Source organism: Pseudotamlana agarivorans, from assembly GCF_001642835.1.
GTDB classification, from domain to species: domain Bacteria; phylum Bacteroidota; class Bacteroidia; order Flavobacteriales; family Flavobacteriaceae; genus Pseudotamlana; species Pseudotamlana agarivorans.
Genome location: NZ_LXEI01000009.1, coordinates 206,568 through 226,770 on the forward strand (window position 1 = coordinate 206,568; position 20,203 = coordinate 226,770).

Consider the following 20,203-nt stretch of genomic DNA (forward strand, 5'->3'; position numbering starts at 1 on the left):
TTTTATTACAGTCTATGAAAATTAAAAAAATACTATTCTTTATTGAAAGCTTAGCTGGTGGAGGTGCTGAAAAAGTGCTTACAGATCTTGTTTCTAATTTAAATCCTAAGAAGTATGAAATTACTGTTTGTAGCTTAATAAATACTGGAGTATATAATGAATATCTAAACACTATTTGTACCTATAAAAGCATATTACCTGAAAAAACCAATTTGTCAGTATTAGGAAGAATAAATTATAATATAAAATATAACCTTTTGCGAAAGCTTCCGGCAAGCCTGGTTTATAAATATATGTTCAAAGAAAAATATGATGTGGAAATTGCTTTTATAGAAGGTTTTGCAACCAAAGTTATAGGGCATTCTACTAATCCCAATTCAAAAAAAATAGCTTGGGTTCATATCGATTTGTTTGATAATCATTGGACAAAAACAGAGTATAAAAACATTGATGAAGAAATCAAAGTATATAAAAATTTTGATGAGATAATATGTGTTGCAGAAAGTGTGAAGGAAGCATTCAAAAAAAGATTTGGTATAACAAGACATGTCTCTGTTAAATACAACCCTATAGATCGAGAGAATATTATTTCTAAATCTAAAGAACATTTATCTGAAATATCAAAAAATAGTAAATGCCGCCTTGTTACCGTAGGACGTTTAGAGCATCAGAAGGGATATGATAGACTGTTAGAGGTTGTTTCAAAACTAAAAAAAGATAATTTATCTTTTGAAGTTTGGATTGTAGGTGATGGATCTAAAAGAATGGAGTTAGAAAGTTATATTCAGAATAATGAATTAGAAGATTACATTAAGTTATGTGGATTTCAAAACAATCCATATAAATATATTAGTCAGGCAGATGCCTTTGTTTGTTCATCAAGAACTGAAGGTTTTAGCACCGTAGTCACAGAAGCTCTAATTCTCGGGAAACCTGTTATAGCAACCAATTGTTCAGGAATGACAGAATTGCTTGGAGATAACGAATATGGCATCATTACTAATAACAATACGGAAGATTTATACCTTGGTATTAAACGACTTATTGAAGACAACCAAACCCTAGAACATTATAAATCAAAAAGTCAGGAAAGAAGCACCAATTTTGACATAGCAAAAATCACTGAAAAAATTGAAGCCATATTATGATAGCGGTATCTATTATTATCCCGGTCTATAATTGCGAGACATATTTGGCTGATTGCTTGAAATCTCTAATATCGCAAACACTCAAAAATATGGAGTTCATTTTTGTGAACGATGGATCTAGAGATAAAAGTGAAGAAATTATACAAAAATTCGCTAAAGAAGATAATAGAATTCAACTTATCAACCAACCAAATCAAGGTGTAAGTGTAGCAAGAAACAATGGAATACAACATGCAGAAGGCGAGTATATCGGCTTTGTAGATGGTGATGATTATGTCGAGCCTGAAATGTTTAACACCCTATACCTAGAAGCCAAACAAAATAACCTTGATATATTAATTTCAAATTTTTTAATAGAGGGTAATCAAGGTACCACGAGAAAAGCATCTCCATTTCCTAATGATGTTATTTATCAAAAGGATTTTATCAAATCTCAAATCGTTCCTTATTTTTTAGAAAAAGATGATTTGAACACCTGTTGGAATAAACTATATACTTCTAAACTTATAAAGTCAAACAACGTCACTTTTCCTATAGGCATGACTAATGGTGAAGATAGTTTTTTTAATATACAAAGTTTCAATAATGCCAACCTGGTAAAATTCATTAATTATTATGGTTACCATTATAGAGAAGTTGAAGGTAGTGCAACAAGAGACCTTATTTCAAAAGATTATTTTAAACTAGCAGTACAACGCTATCAAACTAATTTTAAATCTTTATTCAAATTAGATTTAAGTGAGGAGGTCATAAACAAATTAAAAGCTAAACGCTTCGTAACTAACATCATTTCCATTATACATTTATATATCAGTTCTGAACATGCTTTTTTAACCAAATACAAGTATGTAAACAATATTGTAAACAATAAATTACTCCGAACTTTATTAAACGACGAATGGCATTGGATTATAGAAAACAAAAACAAGTACAATAAATGGGTGTTAAAATTAATTAAACAGAAATCTGTTTCTGGTTTAATACTCTTAGTCGGCTATAGCAACTTTAAAAATAAAAAATAAGAATGAAAATATTAATGTTTTTTCACAACGGTAGTTCTAACAGAGGCTGTGAAGCTATTGTTAGAACAGGTGTACAGATGATTAAAGAAAAGAACCCAAATGCAATTATTGATTTAGCTTCATCAGACCCAGATTCAGATACAATTATACCAGGATTAAATAATCTTTTTGAACACACTAGAAGACCAATATCAAAATGGTCTATAGATGGCATTAGAAGCATTGTAAAAATAAAACTTTTTAAGGATGAATCATTTGCTTTTAGAAAAGTAGAAAAAGACATCACAGATAAGGTTAATGATTATGATGTTTTCCTATCAATAGGAGGTGATAATTATTGTTACGGAGAACAACCTGGAATATATGAAATAGATAGAGTCATAAAAAAAGCAGGTAAGAAATTGGTTTTATGGGGAGCCTCTATTGGAGAAGAGGACTTATCCCCTGCTAAAATTGAGGATTTAAAATTGTTTGATTTGATTCTTGCAAGAGAAACAATAACAGTTAAAACACTAGAAAACCATGGACTTAAAAATGTTAAGCTATGTGCCGATGGTGCTTTTACCATGGATGTTGAAAAACTTGAATTACCTAGTAAATGGTTACCAAATAACACCATAGGGTTCAATTATAGTCCGCTAGTTAGACGTAAAAACAGTAATTCATATAAAGCCGCAAAAGACTTAATAAAGTACATTTTGAATACGACAGATATGGTAATAGCTCTAACACCGCATGTTATTCAAAAAGACAACGACGATTCAGAAGTTTTAAAAGATTTTTATAATGAATTTAAACATACCGATCGCGTAATATTGCTACCCAACAATTTGAATGCTATCCAATATAAAGGTTACATATCAAGAATGCGTTACTTTATAGGAGCTAGAACACATTCTACGATTGCTGCATATTCCCAATTAGTACCTACCATGGTTTTAGGCTATAGTGTTAAATCTAAGGGTATTGCTAAAGACATTTTTGGTGAAGAAAAACTAGTTTTAGGTTTAGACGAAATATCTGATACCAAAAAATTAATATCAAAGTTCGAGGAGTTACGAAGGGATGAAAAAAGCATTAAAGAAACTCTTGAAACTAAAATTCCTGAAATTAAATTAATGGCTAAAAAATCAGCTAACTATTTAATGCAAGTATAAACCATTGCTAAAATCAACCTGCTCTAACCAATGAAAAAAAACTTAATTTTTGTGATGAACAACCTGAATTGCGGTGGTGCAGAAAATGCACTAGTCTCATTGCTTCAAGTTTTAGATTTTGATAAATATAATGTAGATCTTTTATTATTTAAAAAAGAAGGAATCTTTTTAGATAAGCTTCCTTCTAAGGTTAATTTATTAGAGTCCCCTATTGAATTTCGTTTTTTTGATATGCCTTTAAAAAAGGCTGTATTTACAAGTATTAAAATGTTAAGGTTTGATATCCTTTTTGCGAGAATAGCATCGATTTACTCTGTTAAATCAGAGAAAATTGACACGGTTAGAGCTCAGAAATTATGGAAGTATTTAACTTTAACATTAAAAACACAACCAAAAAAATATGATGCAGCAATCGGCTATCTAGAAAACTTACCGAATTTTTATGTCGTTGAGAAAATCCATGCAAATAAAAAAATTGGTTTTATACGTAACGATTATAACAAGCTTCAATTAAACCCAGATTTAGATCGCCCTTATTTTAAAAAATTAACGGCTCTATTAACTGTGTCTGAAGAATGTGCTAATATTTTAAAAAACACTTTTAATGATTTGCCTATAACCATAGGTGCTATGCACAGCGTTTTCTCGGAAAGAACTATAAATTTAATGGCGGAAGAAGAAAACCTAGAATTAAATAACGAAGGGATTTCTATAGTTTCATTAGGCAGATTATCTCCACAGAAACGATTTGATTTAGCTATTGAAGCTTGCTCAATTTTAGTTAAGAAGGGTATTAATATTAAGTGGTATGTTTTAGGTGATGGAGCCATGAAAAAAGAACTAGAAGATTTAATAAAACACTTAGGCTTAGAAAATAATTTTTTCTTATTAGGACTAAAAGAAAACCCATATCCATACATAAAAAATGCCAGTGCCTATGTTCAAACATCGATATTCGAAGGACGATCTCGAGCCATCGAAGAAGCCAAGATTTTGAAGAAAAATATTATTGTAACTAATTTCCCTACCGTTAAAGATCAAATCACACATAAAGAAAATGGCTTTATCGTAGATATTAATTCAGAATCGATAGCTCATGGCATTCAAGAAGTAATGAGTAATGAAAATTTAAAATTACACATGTCACATGTTTTACAAAATCTAAAAATTGATAACGACAAGGAGCTTCGTGTTTTATACAATATAATAGAATCTTAAAATGAAAATTGTAAATTTTTTAAAATCCCGGTTTAGAAAATATCTAAATGATGAGCATTGGCTAAAGGATTATATCCAAATGGGATTAAAGGTAGGTGAAAATTGCAATATTCAACCTGGCTTGGTAATAGACCACTCTAATTGTTGGTTAATACAAATTGGTAACAACGTTACCATTGCTCCTCAAGTGTACCTGTTAGCACATGACGCCTCAACAAAAAGCAAACTTGGATGTACTAAAATAGGAAAGATTATCATTGAAGACAATTGTTTTATTGGGGCAAGAGCCCTAATAATGCCAAATGTAACTGTATGTGAAAATTCTATAATAGCTTCAGGAAGCATCGTTACTAAAAATGTAAAAAAAAACACAGTTGTTGGTGGAAACCCAGCGAAGGTAATATGCTCAGTTGATGATTATTTTGAAAATCAAAAAAAATTAATTGAAGTTAGCCCAAAATATGATCAAACTTATTCCTTAGATAATATAACTACGGATAAAAAAATTCAGATGAATAAAGAGTTAACCAATAAAATTGGTTTTAGATACTAATTTTAAACAAAAATATTTTTAATGAAAATCATTATGTATATAGGTTTAGCTATTGTTGTAGCTATTATTCTAATCGATTTAATACCACAAATTAATTTAATCTATAGTCGGATTGGTATAGGCCGTTTTTTAAATACAAATGCGTGGATTACTAAGGTTCAAAAGAAATCTATTGATTGGTTAAGAAAAACACCTACAATAAAATTAACAGACCATAACCGACTCATTATAATAGATATTTTTAAAGGTAATTATAAAAGGCAGTCTATTCAACATTGGCAAGAGGCATCCTTAATATTAGGTTTGGTAGCTTCTTATAACCACCAAGCAGATCAAAAAGTGAAAAATGAAATTGATTCATATTTAGCAAGAAAAATCAATAAAGACGGCCAATGGGCAGAATTACCTAAAGAAATTGATTCTATCATATTAGCTTATGCAATTATGAAAATTAATTGGATAGATCATGACTTTATAAAACCGGCCATGGATTATTCATTGTCGGTAATAAATACGCTCGTTGGAGAAGATGGAACTGTAGCTTATAAAAAACATAATACCTCATTCAGATTTGTAGATACTATTGGTTTCATTTGTCCATTTTTAATGGTTTATGGTATAAAATATAACAATGAAAATTCCATTCGCTTAAGCGCAAAACAAATAAGCGAATTTAACAAACATGGGATGCTAAACGATAGTTATATACCATGTCATACTTACTCTATGGACTCACATTTACCAGTAGGTTTATTTGGTTGGGGGCGCGGATTAGGATGGTATGCCATTGGCCTTATAGATGCTTGGAATGAATTACCTCATGACCATTCTGAAAAAGTCAAATTAACCCAAAGCGTATATCATTTTGCTAAAATGGCAATACAATTTCAAAATGACAATGGAAGTTGGAACTGGTTAATTACACATAAAAAATCAATTTCAGACTCATCAACAACAGCCACTCTCGCATGGTTCTTGTCTAACATCACCGAAGATTTTGATATATATCCAACCTGTATTTCAGCCAAAGAGAAAGCCTTAAATTATTTAATGAAAAACACCCGTAAAAGTGGTGCCGTAGATTTTTCTCAAGGAGACACTAAAGGTATCGGTATACATTCTCAAAATTTTGACATACTACCTTTTACCCAAGGATTTACGCTTAGAACCTATTATAAAGATTGAATTTTATAAAACCTAAATGAAATTTAAAAAAGAAATAACTAAAGGTCTGAATACCGATTCAAGAACCAAAAATGCTTTGAAAAACATAAGCTCTGGTGTTGGGTCTCAGATAATTTATACTCTTTTAGGTTTTATTAGCCGAACTATTTTTATTAAATATTTAGGTGTAGAATATTTAGGAATTAATGGATTATTCTCTAGTATTTTATCTGTACTATCTTTTGCAGAATTAGGTATGGGTTCTGCCTTTGTATATTCGCTATATAAGCCGCTAGCCGAAAAAGATGAGGCTTCTGTGGCGAGTATTTTAAATTTATTCAGAAAGGCTTATACCGTTATTGGAATTACGGTTTTAGTGCTAGGTTCTGCCGTAATACCTTTTTTAGACCAGATTATTTCTGATAAGCCAGAAGTTATTACCGAAAGCATCTATGTGATTTATGGTATTTTCTTATTTAATTCAGCCTCTTCCTATTTTTTCTCTTATAAGGTATCACTCCTCAATGCAGACCAACGAAATTATATCACCACAATAAATTATTTGATTTTTTATGTGCTTCAAAATACCATACAAATTTTAGTATTAATACTATATAAGGATTACTTATATTATCTATTAGTGCAATTAGTATGTTTATTTTTATCCAACATAACCATTTCAATTATTGTTAATAAAAAATACCCTTTTTTATTAAATTATGATAAAAATATAATTGACCTTAAAGTAAAAAAAGAAATTTTCTCAAATGCCAAAGCTACTTTGGTTATTAAGGTAGGTGGTATTCTAGTAAATAGTACAGATAATCTCATTATTAACCACTTTTCGGGGTTAGCCTCAATTGGTTTATTATCTAACTATTATTTATTACTTGGAATTCCTGCTGCTTTAATATCGCAGGTTTTTAATAGTGTCTCTGCAGGTATTGCTAACGTAAATGCCATTGAAAGTAAAGAAAAACAATATGAAGTTTTTTCTATGTTAAACCTTGCTAATTTCTGGATTTATGGGTTTAGTGCCATCACTTTTGTAATGCTTTCTAAAGATTTCATTAAGCTGTGGATTGGTGATAGTTATACGCTTCCGCTATCTATCGCTATCATGCTGGCCATTAATTTTTTTATGGTCGGATTACAAAAAACCATCTGGAATTTTAAATCGACCTATGGTTTTTTTCATGAAGGCAAATACTTTGTTGTCGGTACAGCTATACTAAATTTAGGCTTTTCATTTGCTTTAGGACACTATTACGGTTTATTTGGTATTTTACTGGCCACAGCATTAGCTAGACTTCTTACTAATTTTTGGTATGATCCATATATAGTATTTAAATTAGGCTTAAAAGTTAATCCATTAGTCTATTTACAGAAATTATTAATGTATAGCCTTGTAATAACTATTGCTGGTTTTGTCACCTATTATACTTGCTCATTAATTGAATTTGAACCTATAATCAACCTTATCCTAAAGGCGGTTATATGTTTAATAGTACCAAACTCCATTGTTATTCTTTTTTATAGAAATACTGGAGAATTTAAAAAAGTAAAACAACTGTTTTTAGAGTCATCTAAGGCTATTCTTAGGAAAGGAAAATCTAAAACCAATAACTTTTGAATCAGAGATAAATGGATAAAAAAAAGCTATTATACATTACTAACAAAATATCTGGGTCTGGAGGTTTAGAGCGTGTTTTATCAATAAAGGCTAGTTATTTGGCAGAACATTATGACTATGAGGTTCATATTATAACGCTCAATCAAGGAGACGCTACTTTATTTTATGAGTTTAGTAACAAAATACACTTTCATGATGTCACCGTGAATGGAGTACCTCTAATTTATTTTTTTAACTATAAAAATGGCATACAGAAAGTTGTTAATCAAATAGACCCTCATATTATTTGTGTATGTGATGATGGCCTAAAAGGGTTTTTACTACCCAAAATATTAGACAACCCCTGCCCTATGGTTTATGAAAGGCACGTATCTAAAATTATACTGGAAGCTGAAAAAGAAAACAACTTTAAAAATAATCTTCTAACTAAATTAAATTATGCCATAATGGACTATGGCGTAAAAAAGTATGATGCTTTTGTAGTCCTAACAAACAGTAATACCTCTGAGTGGCAATCACAAAATATCGAAGTTATTTCAAACCCCTTATCTTTTTTCCCAACAGAAAGTTCTACATTAAATAATAAAACGGTAATTGCTGTTGGTAAACATTGTTATCAAAAAGGATATGACAGACTGTTAAAAATATGGCAAATCGTTGTGAAAAAGCATCCTGATTGGGTTTTAGAAATTTATGGATCCTTTAGTCCCTTTCATGATTTGAAAACCCTATCTGAAGAGTTAAATATCGAGAATAATATTAAACTATTTCCTCCTGAAAAAAACATAAAAAATAAGTTTTTAGAAGCTTCTATCCATGTTTTGCCTTCTCGTTTTGAAGGATTCGGAATGGTTTTAATAGAAGCCATGTCTTGTGGATTACCGGTAATTTCATTTGATTGTCCCTGTGGTCCATCTGATATTATTAATCAGAATGAAGATGGTATCTTAATTGAAAATGGTGATATTAATGCATTTAGTGATGCATTAATTAAACTCATAGAAAATAAGGAATTACGTTCCGAATTTGGTAGAAATGCTAAAAATAATGTGGAACGCTATTTACCAGAAAATATAGTTCCAAAATGGGATACCTTATTTAAATCATTAATGAAAAATTAAATTATGCTTTTAAGTATTATAATTCCTGTATATAATGCCGAGAAATTTATAGAACGATGTGTGGATTCTATTTTAAAACAAGCTAATGATTTAAATAACAATTTAGAGATTTTAATTATTAATGATGGATCAAAAGACGGTAGTTTAGAATTAATAAAAAAACTAGAGATATTGCACCCCGTAATCAAGGTTCTTAATCAAAAAAACTCTGGTGTTGGACATACAAGAAATGTAGGATTATCAAAGAGTCAGGGACAATATATATGGTTTATTGATGCTGATGATTTTATTGATGGTTCTATTCTAAAAAATATAAAAAAAGCACTTATCGATCATTCACCAGAAGTGGTTTTATTAGGTTATAAATCTGTTAATTTCGAAGGTGAAATACTTTCCGAAGTACGTTATGAAAACCGTAGTTTCAACAGAGATGAAATTATTGAAAATCATTTATACACAAACACGGTTTGGTCTAAGGTCATTAATAGGCATATTATTAATACCCATAATTTACAATTTAATAATAACGTAAGTACAGCTGAAGATTTTGATTTTAGTTTTAGACTTCTTTATTATATAAAAAAGGTAATGACTTTAAGTGGTACTAACTACAACTATGTTATTAACCCAAATTCTATAAGCAACATCAGATCAACAAAACATTTAGAAAAACTAGCTACAGATAGTGCAACCATAGCACAAGGCTTAAAAGATTTTTTAGATTCTAATGAATCAAAATATGAAGGAAGTCGAGCTCTGTTTTCTCATTGGCTGAATAACTATTTATATGGTTTATTATTTAGTTTATTTAGATTTAAATACAATATTTCCTTCATAAAGAAAATCCTCGAGGACCTTAAAAAATCAAATAATTACCCTATTAACAAAGCAGGTATGAGTTTAAAAAAGAAATTTTTTGTTTCGATTTCTAATAATAAAGCACTCTTTTTAATGGCTTGTAAATTTAATAGATCAATAAATATTAAAAATTCCTAAACTAGGAAGTTTATAAATGAAAAAAATTGTCATTTTAACGGATCAAATTTCAGAGATTGGTGGAATCACTAGCCTTATACATAGTAAGGCTAATTATTGGGTAGAGAAACGTGATTACCAAATTGATATAATTACCACGGAACAAAAAAACAAACCACCTTTCTATGAGTTAAATGAAAAAGTGAATTTACATGATATTGCTATAAACTATAATAGACATGCAAGTTATTTTGGTCCCAAAAATTTTCTAAAAATAATTGGAAACGTTATTAAATTACAGAAATTAATTTGGAGTATTAAACCCGATTTAATAATTATCGCGAATCATATCCCTGTTTCATTTTTCTTTCCAATACTAATAACTAAATCCAAATTTGCCAAAGAATTTCATTTTTCAAAATATCAACTTTCAAAAAGAAAGAAAAATTTCTCCCAAAAATTTCAACATGTATTGGAATCCAAATTCGATTTCCTAATTGTATTAAGTCCGGAAGAACGTACTTTTTATAATAATGAAAATGTTGTCGTTATTCCAAACCCAATAGAGGTTAACAAGGAAAAGGCTATTAAATTTCAGGGTAGAAAAAAAATTGCAATGGCAGCTGGTAGACTTTCCGAGGTAAAAAGATTTGATACACTTATTGATATTTGGTCTGCTTTTGTTAAAGATAATAACGACTGGATACTAGAAATATACGGAAACGGAGAAAAAAATTATGTAGAGGTCTTAAATAAAAAAATACTTGATTTAGGCATTACAAACTCAGTAAAAATAAAGCCCTCAACAAACGCTATAAAAACCAAAATGCGTGAAAACGGAATGTATTTAATGACTTCGGAAGCAGAATGCTTTCCTATGGTATTATTAGAAGCGCTTTCTTGTGGACTTCCTATCCTATCGTTTGATTGCCCAACGGGCCCAAGAAATATTATATCAAATATGCTTAATGGTATTTTAGTAGAAGATAAAAACAATGAAGCATTTGTGAAAAAACTCCATGAACTTGCTGATAATGAAAATTTAAGAGTGAAATTAGCAGAAAATGGCTATAATACTGTTGAAAACTATGATATGGAAAAAATAATGCATATTTGGGATAAGGAAGTAATAAATAAAATATAATGAAAATATTATTCTACATACATCAAACCTTATTTATTCCACATTACCTCTTATTTCTAAACCATAAGAATAAAGATGTTATAATTGATGATTTGTATGCTTTAGAACCTAGAGAATATTCTAGTACTAAAATAGCTCTAAGACTTACAAGTACTTTAGCCCAAAATAAATATTTTAGAACATTATTTTACTTTAGAACAAGAGGATTGTTTACTAATCTGCTTCGACTAATTTATCCTCGTGACAATCGATTGACTATTGATGTTCGTACTACAATAGCAGGTGGTGTTATTTTAGCACACCCCTACAGCTCAATTATTAATGCTGAAAAAGTAGGTAAAAACCTGTATATAAATCAATTGGTAACCATTGGTGAAAAGGACGGGAAGCGTCCTGTAATCGGCAATAATGTCAAACTATATACTAACTGTACGGTAATTGGGGGAATTACTATTGGTGATAATTGCATCATAGGTGCTGGTTCGGTTGTTATAAAAGATGTCCCTGCTAATAGTACCGTTGTAGGAAACCCAGGAAGAATAATTAACAAATTAAAAGATTAACATGTTTAGTTTTGTTCCATCCAGTATATATTACGAAATATACATTTACCTGTGTCTCTTTTTGGTATTGTTTACTTTATTGCATACAAGACTTTTAGAACTAGATGATCAAAAAAACATTAATTTCATTAAATTTTTTGGGTATTTCTTACTTTTTTCTTTAATCCTTTATATTGGACAAAGACCTATATATGCCATTTTTGGTGATACTGTAAATTACAATGTTGCCTATAATAATTACGCATTAGGAAAAAAAGTAGGCAATGTTGATGACTATGGTTGGCACGTGTTTATGAAATTTATGTCCAGTATAACTACTATCCACACTTTTTTCACCATAGTTGCAATCGTTTATATATACCCTATGTATAAAATTTCAAAAGTGTATTTTGGAGATTTTTGGTATTATTCATTTGTACTCTTTATAGTATCATTTTCATTTTGGACATATGGCGTTAACGGTATGAGAAATGGAGCTGCTCTGTCCCTATTTCTTTGGGGTGTTGCCTATAGTTCTAACAAAAAATTAATGGCTTTGTTCTTTTTATTAGCTGCCATGTTTCATAAAACGGCTTTACTACCTATTGCGGCATATGGCCTTACTTATTATTTTAACAACCCTAAAATTTATTTTAAATCCTGGTTAGCTTGTATACCTCTTTCTTTAGTATTTGGAAGCATATTTATTATAATTTTTAGTAAAATAGGCTTTGGCGGAGATGACAGACTCTCTGGTTATTTAACTAAACAATCTGCAGAAGGAACTTTTTCAAGTACTGGTTTTAGATGGGACTTTTTGTTCTATAGTGCCTTTCCTGTTTTTGCCGGTTGGTACTTTGTAATTAAGAGAAAGTTTGAAGACCCTGTATATTTCAGACTACTAAACACTTATTTAATTTGTAATAGTTTCTGGATTTTAGTAATCAAAGCAAACTACTCAAATAGATTTGCCTATTTATCTTGGTTCATGATGGCAATCGTAATTATATATCCCATTCTTAAGGAAGACTTTTTTAAAAATCAACATTTAATGATAGGAAAAATAATGCTTATATATTTTGGGTTTACATTTTTCATGTTCAAATTCTTCTATTAGAAAATGTTAAAAACTAACAACACAATGAAAACTATAACAGTATTTACTCCGGCATATAATAGGGCTTACTGTCTTGATCAATGTTATCAAAGCTTACTAAATCAAACCAACAATGATTTTTTATGGCTTATTATTGATGACGGCTCTACAGACCATACTAAAGCTTTGGTTCAATCATGGATTAATGAAGGTAAAATTGATATCGTATATCATTATCAAGAAAACTTAGGGATGCATGGTGCACACAATAAGGCTTATAAGCTTATTGAGACCACTTTAAATGTATGTATTGATAGTGATGATTTTATGCCACCAGATGCCATCGAGAAGATATTACTACATTGGTCTCAAATTAAAAACAATCAAAAATTTGCTGGATTAGTTGGTTTAGATTCCGATAAAAAAGGAAAAGTTCTTGGTACAGAATTCCCTGAAAATTTAAAAGAATCAACACTTCATGACATTTATAATAAGCACAAAATTAAGGGGGATAAAAAACTTGTTTTAAGAACAGAAGTTGTAAAAAAATACCCTCCATACCCTATTTTTGAAGGAGAACGTTTTGTTCCACTTAGTTATCTGTATTTGCTTATTGATCAAGACTATAAACTATTACCTATTAATGAAGTTTTATGTATTGTCGAATATCTTGAAGATGGTTCTAGTATGAATATGCTAAAACAATACAGAAGACACCCTAACGGCTTTGCGTTTGCCAGAAAAAACAGAATGCAATTATCAAACAATTTTAAGGAAACTTTTAAAAATGCTATTCATTTTGTTTCCTGTGCAGCATTTACCAAAAACAGTCGTTTTCTAGCGGAATCCCCTAAAAAAGGGATTACTTTTTTAGCTATTCCTTTTGGAGTATTATTAAATATATTTATAAGAATTAAAACAAAAAATGATTTTTAATTAATTTGATTTTACTATAAAAATGAATTAAAACACACTAACCTTTTGTTAATTAGTATTTTAAAATAATAAAATGACAATTTTACACCTTTTAATTGGCTTAGATGGCGGTGGTGCAGAACATATGGTTCTTGAGTTGGCCAATCAATCGCAAAAAGCAGGACACAAAGCCATAGTGGTAGCGCTTTCTCATAGAGACTTAATACTGCATAAATTCAAAGAAAAAAAGATTGATTGTTATTTTATTAATATTACATCTTTGAAGTCTTTATTTGACGGGCTAAAAAAATTAAAGCAAATACACCTTACAAATGGTAAAGAAATCATTTTTCATTGTCATATGTTTCATGGCCTATTTATGGGGTTGATGTACAAAATATTGGTAAAAAATATTCCTATTACTTTTACCATGCATACGAATAGTGTAAAACAGCTTTATCGAAAAATTATACTTTTCATTTCAAAACCAATGAGATGTGCTGATATAATTTTTAGTCAAAATTCAAAAAAATGGTATTTAAGAAATGATTGTATTATTCCTAACGGTGTCGATTTAAGCAAATTCACACCTATTGAAAAATCAAATCAACTAGAAAACACCCCATTTATTTTTCTCTTTCTTGGGAGGTTAAATACTCCTAAAAACCCATTATTTTTAATTCAACTCATACAGGAACTAGTAAAAAGAAACCATACTAATTTTTTGATAAATATTGTAGGTGATGGTGATTTACGCGAAAAATTAGAAAAGGCAATAGATGATAACTCGGTATCTCAGTATATTAAATTAAATGGGTTTAAAAAAGATGTTTCTAGTTTCTTAACCCATGCCAACTGCCTAATTATCCCTTCTCTATGGGAAGGAATGCCTGTTTCAATTATTGAAGCAGGAGCATCTAAACTCCCTGTTATATCTACTCCTGTAGGCAGTATTCCAGATTTTCTAAATAACGACAATGCTTATCTTTTGGAATTAACCAAATTCCATGAAGGTATGATTTCGGTAATGGAAAATTATGGCAAAGCCCTAGAAAAAGGAGAATTGCTTTATAAACTAGTAAAAAGTGAATACGATATTAAAAAAATAGCAACTGAGCATATGGAGCTTTATAAGAATGCAATGAAACGCTTTAAATATTAATTAGATTGATTATAGGAATGCTTTATTAAAGCATTTAAGTAAAATAAAACACATTATATGTTATTTAATTCTATAGAATTTGCTGTTTTTTTACCTATAGTATTTCTTTTATATTGGTTTATTATGCCTTATATAAAAAGAAACGATAGTACTGATATAAACATTAAAGATTAGACAAGAGAAATGCTTTTTAACTCAATTGAATTTACAATTTTCTTGCCAATAGTTTTTTTACTCTATTGGTTTGTAACGAATAATAGTTTAAAACTTCAAAACCTACTTATTGTAGTAGCTAGTTATGTTTTTTACGGATGGTGGGATTGGAGGTTTTTATCGTTAATTATTTTTAGTACGGTTGTCGACTATACAATTGGACGACAATTAGGAACTGAACGAAACCAAATGAAACGAAAAATTCTGCTATTTACAAGTATTTTAGTTAATCTTGGATTTTTAGGATTTTTCAAATACTATAATTTCTTTCTTGATAATTTCATTACTGCCTTTTCGTTTTTTGGTCAAGAGATTCAAGGCAATTCTCTAAATATCATTCTACCAGTTGGAATTAGTTTTTATACATTTCAAACTTTGAGTTATACGATTGATGTATACAAGCAGAAACTTAGACCAACAAAAGACTATATTGCATTTTCAGCTTTTGTAAGCTTCTTTCCTCAATTAGTAGCAGGACCAATTGAAAGGGCGACACATTTGCTTCCGCAATTCTATAAAAAGCGAACTTTTGATTATTCAAAAGCTGTTGACGGTATGCGTCAAATTCTTTGGGGGTTATTTAAAAAAATAGTCATTGCCGATAATTGTGCCGAATACGCAAACCAAATTTTCAATAATTCAGCAGATATGAACGGAAGCACTTTAGTATTAGGTGCTTTATTCTTTACGTTTCAAATTTATGGAGACTTTTCAGGGTATTCAGATATTGCAATTGGAACATCCAGACTTTTTGGATTTGATTTGAAGCAAAATTTCAATTTCCCCTATTTTTCAAGAGATATTGCCGAATTTTGGAGAAGATGGCATATATCACTTTCTACTTGGTTTAAGGATTACCTCTATATCCCATTAGGTGGAAGTCGTGGTGGAATATGGATGCAAGTTAGAAACACTTTTATTATATTTATAGTTAGTGGCTTTTGGCATGGTGCCAACTGGACATTTATTGCTTGGGGAGCTCTGAATGCAATTTATTTCTTGCCCCTATTATTGACTAATAACAACAGGAATAATTTAGAAACCGTTGCTCAGGGTAAATTACTCCCAAGTATTAAGGAGCTTTCCTTAATGTTACTAACTTTTGGGTTGACAGTTTTTGCTTGGATATTTTTCAGGGCAAATAATATAGGCCACGCAATGAGTTACATTTCAGCAATATTTTCTGGTTCACTTTTAACAATTCCTGAAGTATTCCCGAAAACTTTAATTCTAATAATAATTGCTTTTGTTCTTGTTGAGTGGTTAGGGCGGGAAGGTCAATATGCCATTTCAACTCTAGGTATTACATGGAGGCGACCAATGAGATACGCAATGTATTATGCCATAATCATTGCTATATATTGGTTTGGTGGTAAAGAACAACAATTTATTTATTTCCAATTTTAAACAGTATGAAAAAGTTTATTTTTAAATTAATAAAATTTTCTTTACCAGTAATTGTTGTAGTAGCAATATTTTTTACCTATGCAGAATATACTTTGTACTGCTACCCTTCTGCATTCCAATTAAAAGCTAAACATTTTAAGCAAAACAAAAAAAATATTGATATTTTAATTCTTGGAAGTTCACATAATCAAAATGCTATAAATCCTGAAATTATCAATGATTTTAGTTGCTCAAATTTAGCTTTTGGAGGTCAAGATATTAGAATTGATTCTGCCTTATTTAATCTAGTTATTAAACAATTACCAAAATTAAAGTATATTGTTCTTGAATTATCCTACCATACACTTGAACATAGAAATAATATAAATTATCATCGAAATAGTTTGTATTTACGGTTTTATAATCTAAACCTATTTAATAGAAACATAAACATAAAAGATTATTCAATATACCTATCTAAACCGAATTTGTATAATCGTTTTTTAAACCCATTTGCGAAGAAGACCTCCGTGAATAAATATGGTTTTGCAACTGAGTTAACTTCTAATACTCCAGAGTTAAATAGATTCGAAAACCTTAAATACAATGAAAATTTAATCTTGAATGATACTTCGAATATGTTCATTAATAGACATAAATATGAAGACATTGATGCATACAAAAAAAATACTTCAACTATTTGTCATCTAATTGATAAATGTGTTAATAATGATATTATTCCAATAGTTATTTCGCCTCCTGTTTATAAAAATTATTTCAATTCATATATAATTTCTAAAGAGAAACGAAGGAAAGATTATATTAATCAAATACTTCTAAAGTATCCTGCTATGGTGTATATAGATTATGAGCAAGATAGTCGTTTTATAGTTACAGATTTTAAGGATGAAGACCATTTAAATCCAAATGGTGCCAAAAAGTTTTCAATGTTACTGAATGATACTATAAATGTAATAGAAGCACAACTGTACAAAAATTCACATTACAAATATGCGAAACCGCAATAAATTCAATGTAGCCTACCCTAAAAAAAAGGATAGCTACATTAGTGATAAATTCAAGACAATTATCCATTCGGATACTTTGAGGCTTGTCTCTTTTGCTATTTAGGTGATTAGGTAAGCCTAAACTTACTCATATAACTTCTTACTAATTAATTAACAACATTATTAATACCTGAAATAACATTTTCTATTGGATTTTCTCCTAAATTAATATTGTTGGTTATAATGGCATTATCTCCAGTATAATCTATCAAAGCACGTTTTTCTGTAAAGCCAGAATTGTTTTTAATAGTTATGCCATTAAATCCTTTCAATTTAACCCCCCTGTTATAACCCTTAACCGAAAATTTATTACTACTAATTTCAATATTTTTATTTACTGTAGACGAAATTTCACCTATAATACCACTCCCTAAGCCATTGGTGTCTTCATTTTCTATGACGTTATTAATTATTTTGAGATTATCTGTATTGTTCTGTCCAATACCAATACAATAGGTTTTTGAAGCTCTAATCGTATTTCCTTCAATTAAAACGTTATCACATCCGTCTATTGCCATCCCTGAATTTTGAGTATTACCAATAAAATTTAATCCTTTAGAGTAACTAAAAATACCATAAGAAGTAGATTCAAATGAATTATTTTTGAAAGTAAAAGAATATGCGCTATGATCGCCTTCTTTGTTTAAATGTGAGCAAAAATAAGGTTTATCATTTACCTTAACCTGATTGTTTTCTACCAAAACATTATCTAAATAAAACAATGCATTAATGCCATCATCCTGCTGGCCATCACTTTCAATAATATTATTATAAATATGAGCATCCTTTAATGAAATAAGTTGAATTCCTACTCCAAAATTTGTAATAGTATTATTAAAAACTTCTACGTCTTGATTATATAATTGAATCCCAGTTTTAGTTCCATTACCTGGCCCTACTAAAGTATTACCGGAAATAACTGTATTTTCCGATGCACCAATAAAGTTATCGGCACCTACAATAACACTTCCCAAGGTATTATTTTCAATTCTCACGTTTTTAGAAACTGTATTATATACACGAGTTTCAAAAGTATTATACTCAAACAAATAGTCTTTTCCATGAGCAAAAACGATCCCCCCAGCTGCACTTCCCGATTCGGTACAATTTCTAATAGTAACGCGTTCTAAATTTTGATTAGGTTGTAAGGGTTCTAAATCAATACCGTACCTAGGTGCAGTACCTTTAGAGTGTGTCATGTCGATACCAGCTTTTAAAAATGTACAGCCCTCGATTAAATAATCAAGTCCATCGGTGATTGACAAATTATTACGTCTGCTACTATCAAAAGTACAATTTCTTACAGTAATATTTTGAGATGGAATATATTCTGGGTCTGACACATGGTTAGAACTGAAAAAGTTCATACCATCCTGAGGTGATTCAATAACTTTTACATTCTCTATAAGAACGTTTTTTCCAGAGCTTATGGAAATTAAATTTCCACCTCCATTATAGGGATCAAAGCCAGAAATATTTCTTTGACCAATTAATGTCCCTCCTGATACATTAACGTTACTTACATCTTTTATTAGAATCAAACTTTTAAATTTTGCAGTTAAAAAGGACCTTAAATAAGTAGCATCAGACATTTCAAAATTAAAATTCTCAGGAATTTCAATCCCTCCTCTCCAAGGTCTATCATCATAAAAATAGGCATCTAACTTATCTATTCGAAAGGTTGTGATATTCAACTCTTTAGCCTGAGCTAAAACGTCATTCATAATTTGAGCATTACTAGCCGCTTCTTCTTGAGTCACGTCTCCTTCAATGATTCCCCATCGTTCTGGGTTAAAAACAAACTCATCGCCTTTAAGCTTGATCGATTGTCCCGAAATTACAAGTTCCTCATTTAATAATTCTCCTGAAATTATACCTCCATTAGTGAACTTTAATTCTCCATTTATAATTGCTCCACCATTATATTTCAAATTTACATTGGCGGGTAAAGAAATTACTTGATTTTCTAAATCTAAAATACAATCAATTACGACTTCACTATTCGCTTCAATTTCACTTAAAAGAAAATCACAAGGAGTTATAGATTCTTTAATTGAATTTTCTGAAGACTCATCTTCATTCTCTTGTGAAATATTTCCAACAACAAGCTCTTCTTTCTGACATGATGTAGTGATAAACAGTAAAAGCAACACTAGCATCATTAGGTTCGAATTTTCTCTCATAATATTAAATAGAAACGTGGGTAAAATACTTTTTTTTAAAATTAAAATTTTTTCTTTAATAAATTCGTTAAAACGAATATTTTTATCGATAAAAAGCATGGTGTCATCTAAAACAACTATAAAAGGTATGATATATCCGATAAACAACCTGATTTTTTAAAGAACAAACACTATAGTTACGTGCAATAATTACATTTGGACTCCTGATATAAAACTTTAACATTATTTACAATTACGATAAATAATTCAAAGTATGATACTTACTTTATAGAATCGAGCTAATATTACAACAAACATCAACTATTTGTTTATCAAATTGTTAACACCTAACACATGGCGCTAATATTTTTCGTACAATAAAATTGTGTAAACAATTATTTAATTTCTAAATAATATTAGAATGAAAAGTATTAGTAAAATGAGGTTTAAGGTACCCTCTTCATCTAGTATGTGTACTAATTATGTATGGACTTAACGAATTTAGAATGTAGCCTTCCCTAAAAA

General features: G+C 29.8%; 17 protein-coding genes. 16 read left to right on the plus strand and 1 reads right to left on the minus strand.

Annotated elements, in window-relative coordinates:
* The first annotated feature begins 14 nt into the window (after positions 1–14).
* The 16 genes from A6I66_RS11475 to A6I66_RS11550 all read left to right on the plus strand — a co-directional run bounded on the left by A6I66_RS11475 (position 15) and on the right by A6I66_RS11550 (position 17,477).
* On the plus strand, positions 15–1,148 hold the full coding sequence (locus A6I66_RS11475; RefSeq protein ID WP_067149385.1) for a glycosyltransferase: 1,134 nt from the start codon (positions 15–17) through the stop codon (positions 1,146–1,148).
* The gene (locus A6I66_RS11480) at positions 1,145–2,170 is read left to right on the plus strand and encodes a glycosyltransferase family 2 protein (RefSeq protein ID WP_067149387.1); all 1,026 of its coding nucleotides are present in this window, start codon (positions 1,145–1,147) and stop codon (positions 2,168–2,170) included. The genes A6I66_RS11475 and A6I66_RS11480 overlap by 4 nt, the downstream gene beginning before the upstream one ends.
* Before the next feature lie 2 nt (positions 2,171–2,172).
* On the plus strand, positions 2,173–3,327 hold the full coding sequence (locus A6I66_RS11485; protein ID WP_067149389.1) for a polysaccharide pyruvyl transferase family protein: 1,155 nt from the start codon (positions 2,173–2,175) through the stop codon (positions 3,325–3,327).
* A 30-nt stretch (positions 3,328–3,357) separates the two neighbouring features.
* Positions 3,358–4,545 (plus strand): glycosyltransferase, encoded by a 1,188-nt coding sequence (locus A6I66_RS11490; RefSeq protein WP_067149391.1) that lies wholly within the window; start codon positions 3,358–3,360, stop codon positions 4,543–4,545.
* Between the two features lies 1 nt (position 4,546).
* A complete protein-coding gene (locus A6I66_RS11495; RefSeq protein WP_067149394.1) occupies positions 4,547–5,098 on the plus strand; it encodes an acyltransferase in 552 nt (183 codons plus the stop codon).
* Between the two features lie 21 nt (positions 5,099–5,119).
* A complete protein-coding gene (locus tag A6I66_RS11500) occupies positions 5,120–6,283 on the plus strand; it encodes a glycoside hydrolase family 88 protein (RefSeq protein WP_067149396.1) in 1,164 nt (387 codons plus the stop codon).
* Positions 6,284–6,299: 16 nt separating this feature from the next.
* Entirely contained in the window at positions 6,300–7,895 is a 1,596-nt protein-coding gene (locus tag A6I66_RS11505; RefSeq protein ID WP_084399642.1) for a lipopolysaccharide biosynthesis protein, read from the plus strand.
* 11 nt (positions 7,896–7,906) lie between these two features.
* Complete coding sequence (locus A6I66_RS11510) at positions 7,907–9,016, plus strand: glycosyltransferase family 4 protein (protein ID WP_067149397.1); 1,110 nt, start codon at positions 7,907–7,909, stop codon at positions 9,014–9,016.
* Positions 9,017–9,019: 3 nt separating this feature from the next.
* Positions 9,020–10,012, plus strand: coding sequence for a glycosyltransferase family 2 protein (locus tag A6I66_RS11515; protein WP_067149399.1), 993 nt, complete (start codon positions 9,020–9,022; stop codon positions 10,010–10,012).
* A 16-nt stretch (positions 10,013–10,028) separates the two neighbouring features.
* Positions 10,029–11,135, plus strand: coding sequence for a glycosyltransferase (locus A6I66_RS11520; RefSeq protein ID WP_067149401.1), 1,107 nt, complete (start codon positions 10,029–10,031; stop codon positions 11,133–11,135).
* Complete coding sequence (locus A6I66_RS17020; protein WP_067149403.1) at positions 11,135–11,698, plus strand: serine acetyltransferase; 564 nt, start codon at positions 11,135–11,137, stop codon at positions 11,696–11,698. The genes A6I66_RS11520 and A6I66_RS17020 overlap by 1 nt, the downstream gene beginning before the upstream one ends.
* 1 nt (position 11,699) lies before the next feature.
* Complete coding sequence (locus A6I66_RS11530) at positions 11,700–12,794, plus strand: EpsG family protein (RefSeq protein ID WP_067149406.1); 1,095 nt, start codon at positions 11,700–11,702, stop codon at positions 12,792–12,794.
* A 24-nt stretch (positions 12,795–12,818) separates the two neighbouring features.
* Positions 12,819–13,709 carry a glycosyltransferase family 2 protein gene (locus A6I66_RS11535; protein ID WP_067149451.1) on the plus strand — a complete coding sequence of 297 codons (891 nt, stop codon included), beginning with the start codon at positions 12,819–12,821 and terminating at the stop codon, positions 13,707–13,709.
* Between the two features lie 73 nt (positions 13,710–13,782).
* On the plus strand, positions 13,783–14,850 hold the full coding sequence (locus A6I66_RS11540) for a glycosyltransferase family 4 protein (protein WP_067149408.1): 1,068 nt from the start codon (positions 13,783–13,785) through the stop codon (positions 14,848–14,850).
* 183 nt (positions 14,851–15,033) lie between these two features.
* On the plus strand, positions 15,034–16,470 hold the full coding sequence (locus A6I66_RS11545; protein WP_067149410.1) for an MBOAT family O-acyltransferase: 1,437 nt from the start codon (positions 15,034–15,036) through the stop codon (positions 16,468–16,470).
* 5 nt (positions 16,471–16,475) lie between these two features.
* A complete protein-coding gene (locus tag A6I66_RS11550; RefSeq protein WP_067149412.1) occupies positions 16,476–17,477 on the plus strand; it encodes a hypothetical protein in 1,002 nt (333 codons plus the stop codon).
* Between the two features lie 146 nt (positions 17,478–17,623).
* On the opposite strand, the gene A6I66_RS11555 is transcribed toward A6I66_RS11550, so the two are convergent.
* Positions 17,624–19,846, minus strand: coding sequence for a right-handed parallel beta-helix repeat-containing protein (locus A6I66_RS11555; protein WP_067149414.1), 2,223 nt, complete (start codon positions 19,844–19,846; stop codon positions 17,624–17,626).
* Between the last annotated feature and the right edge of the window lie 357 nt (positions 19,847–20,203).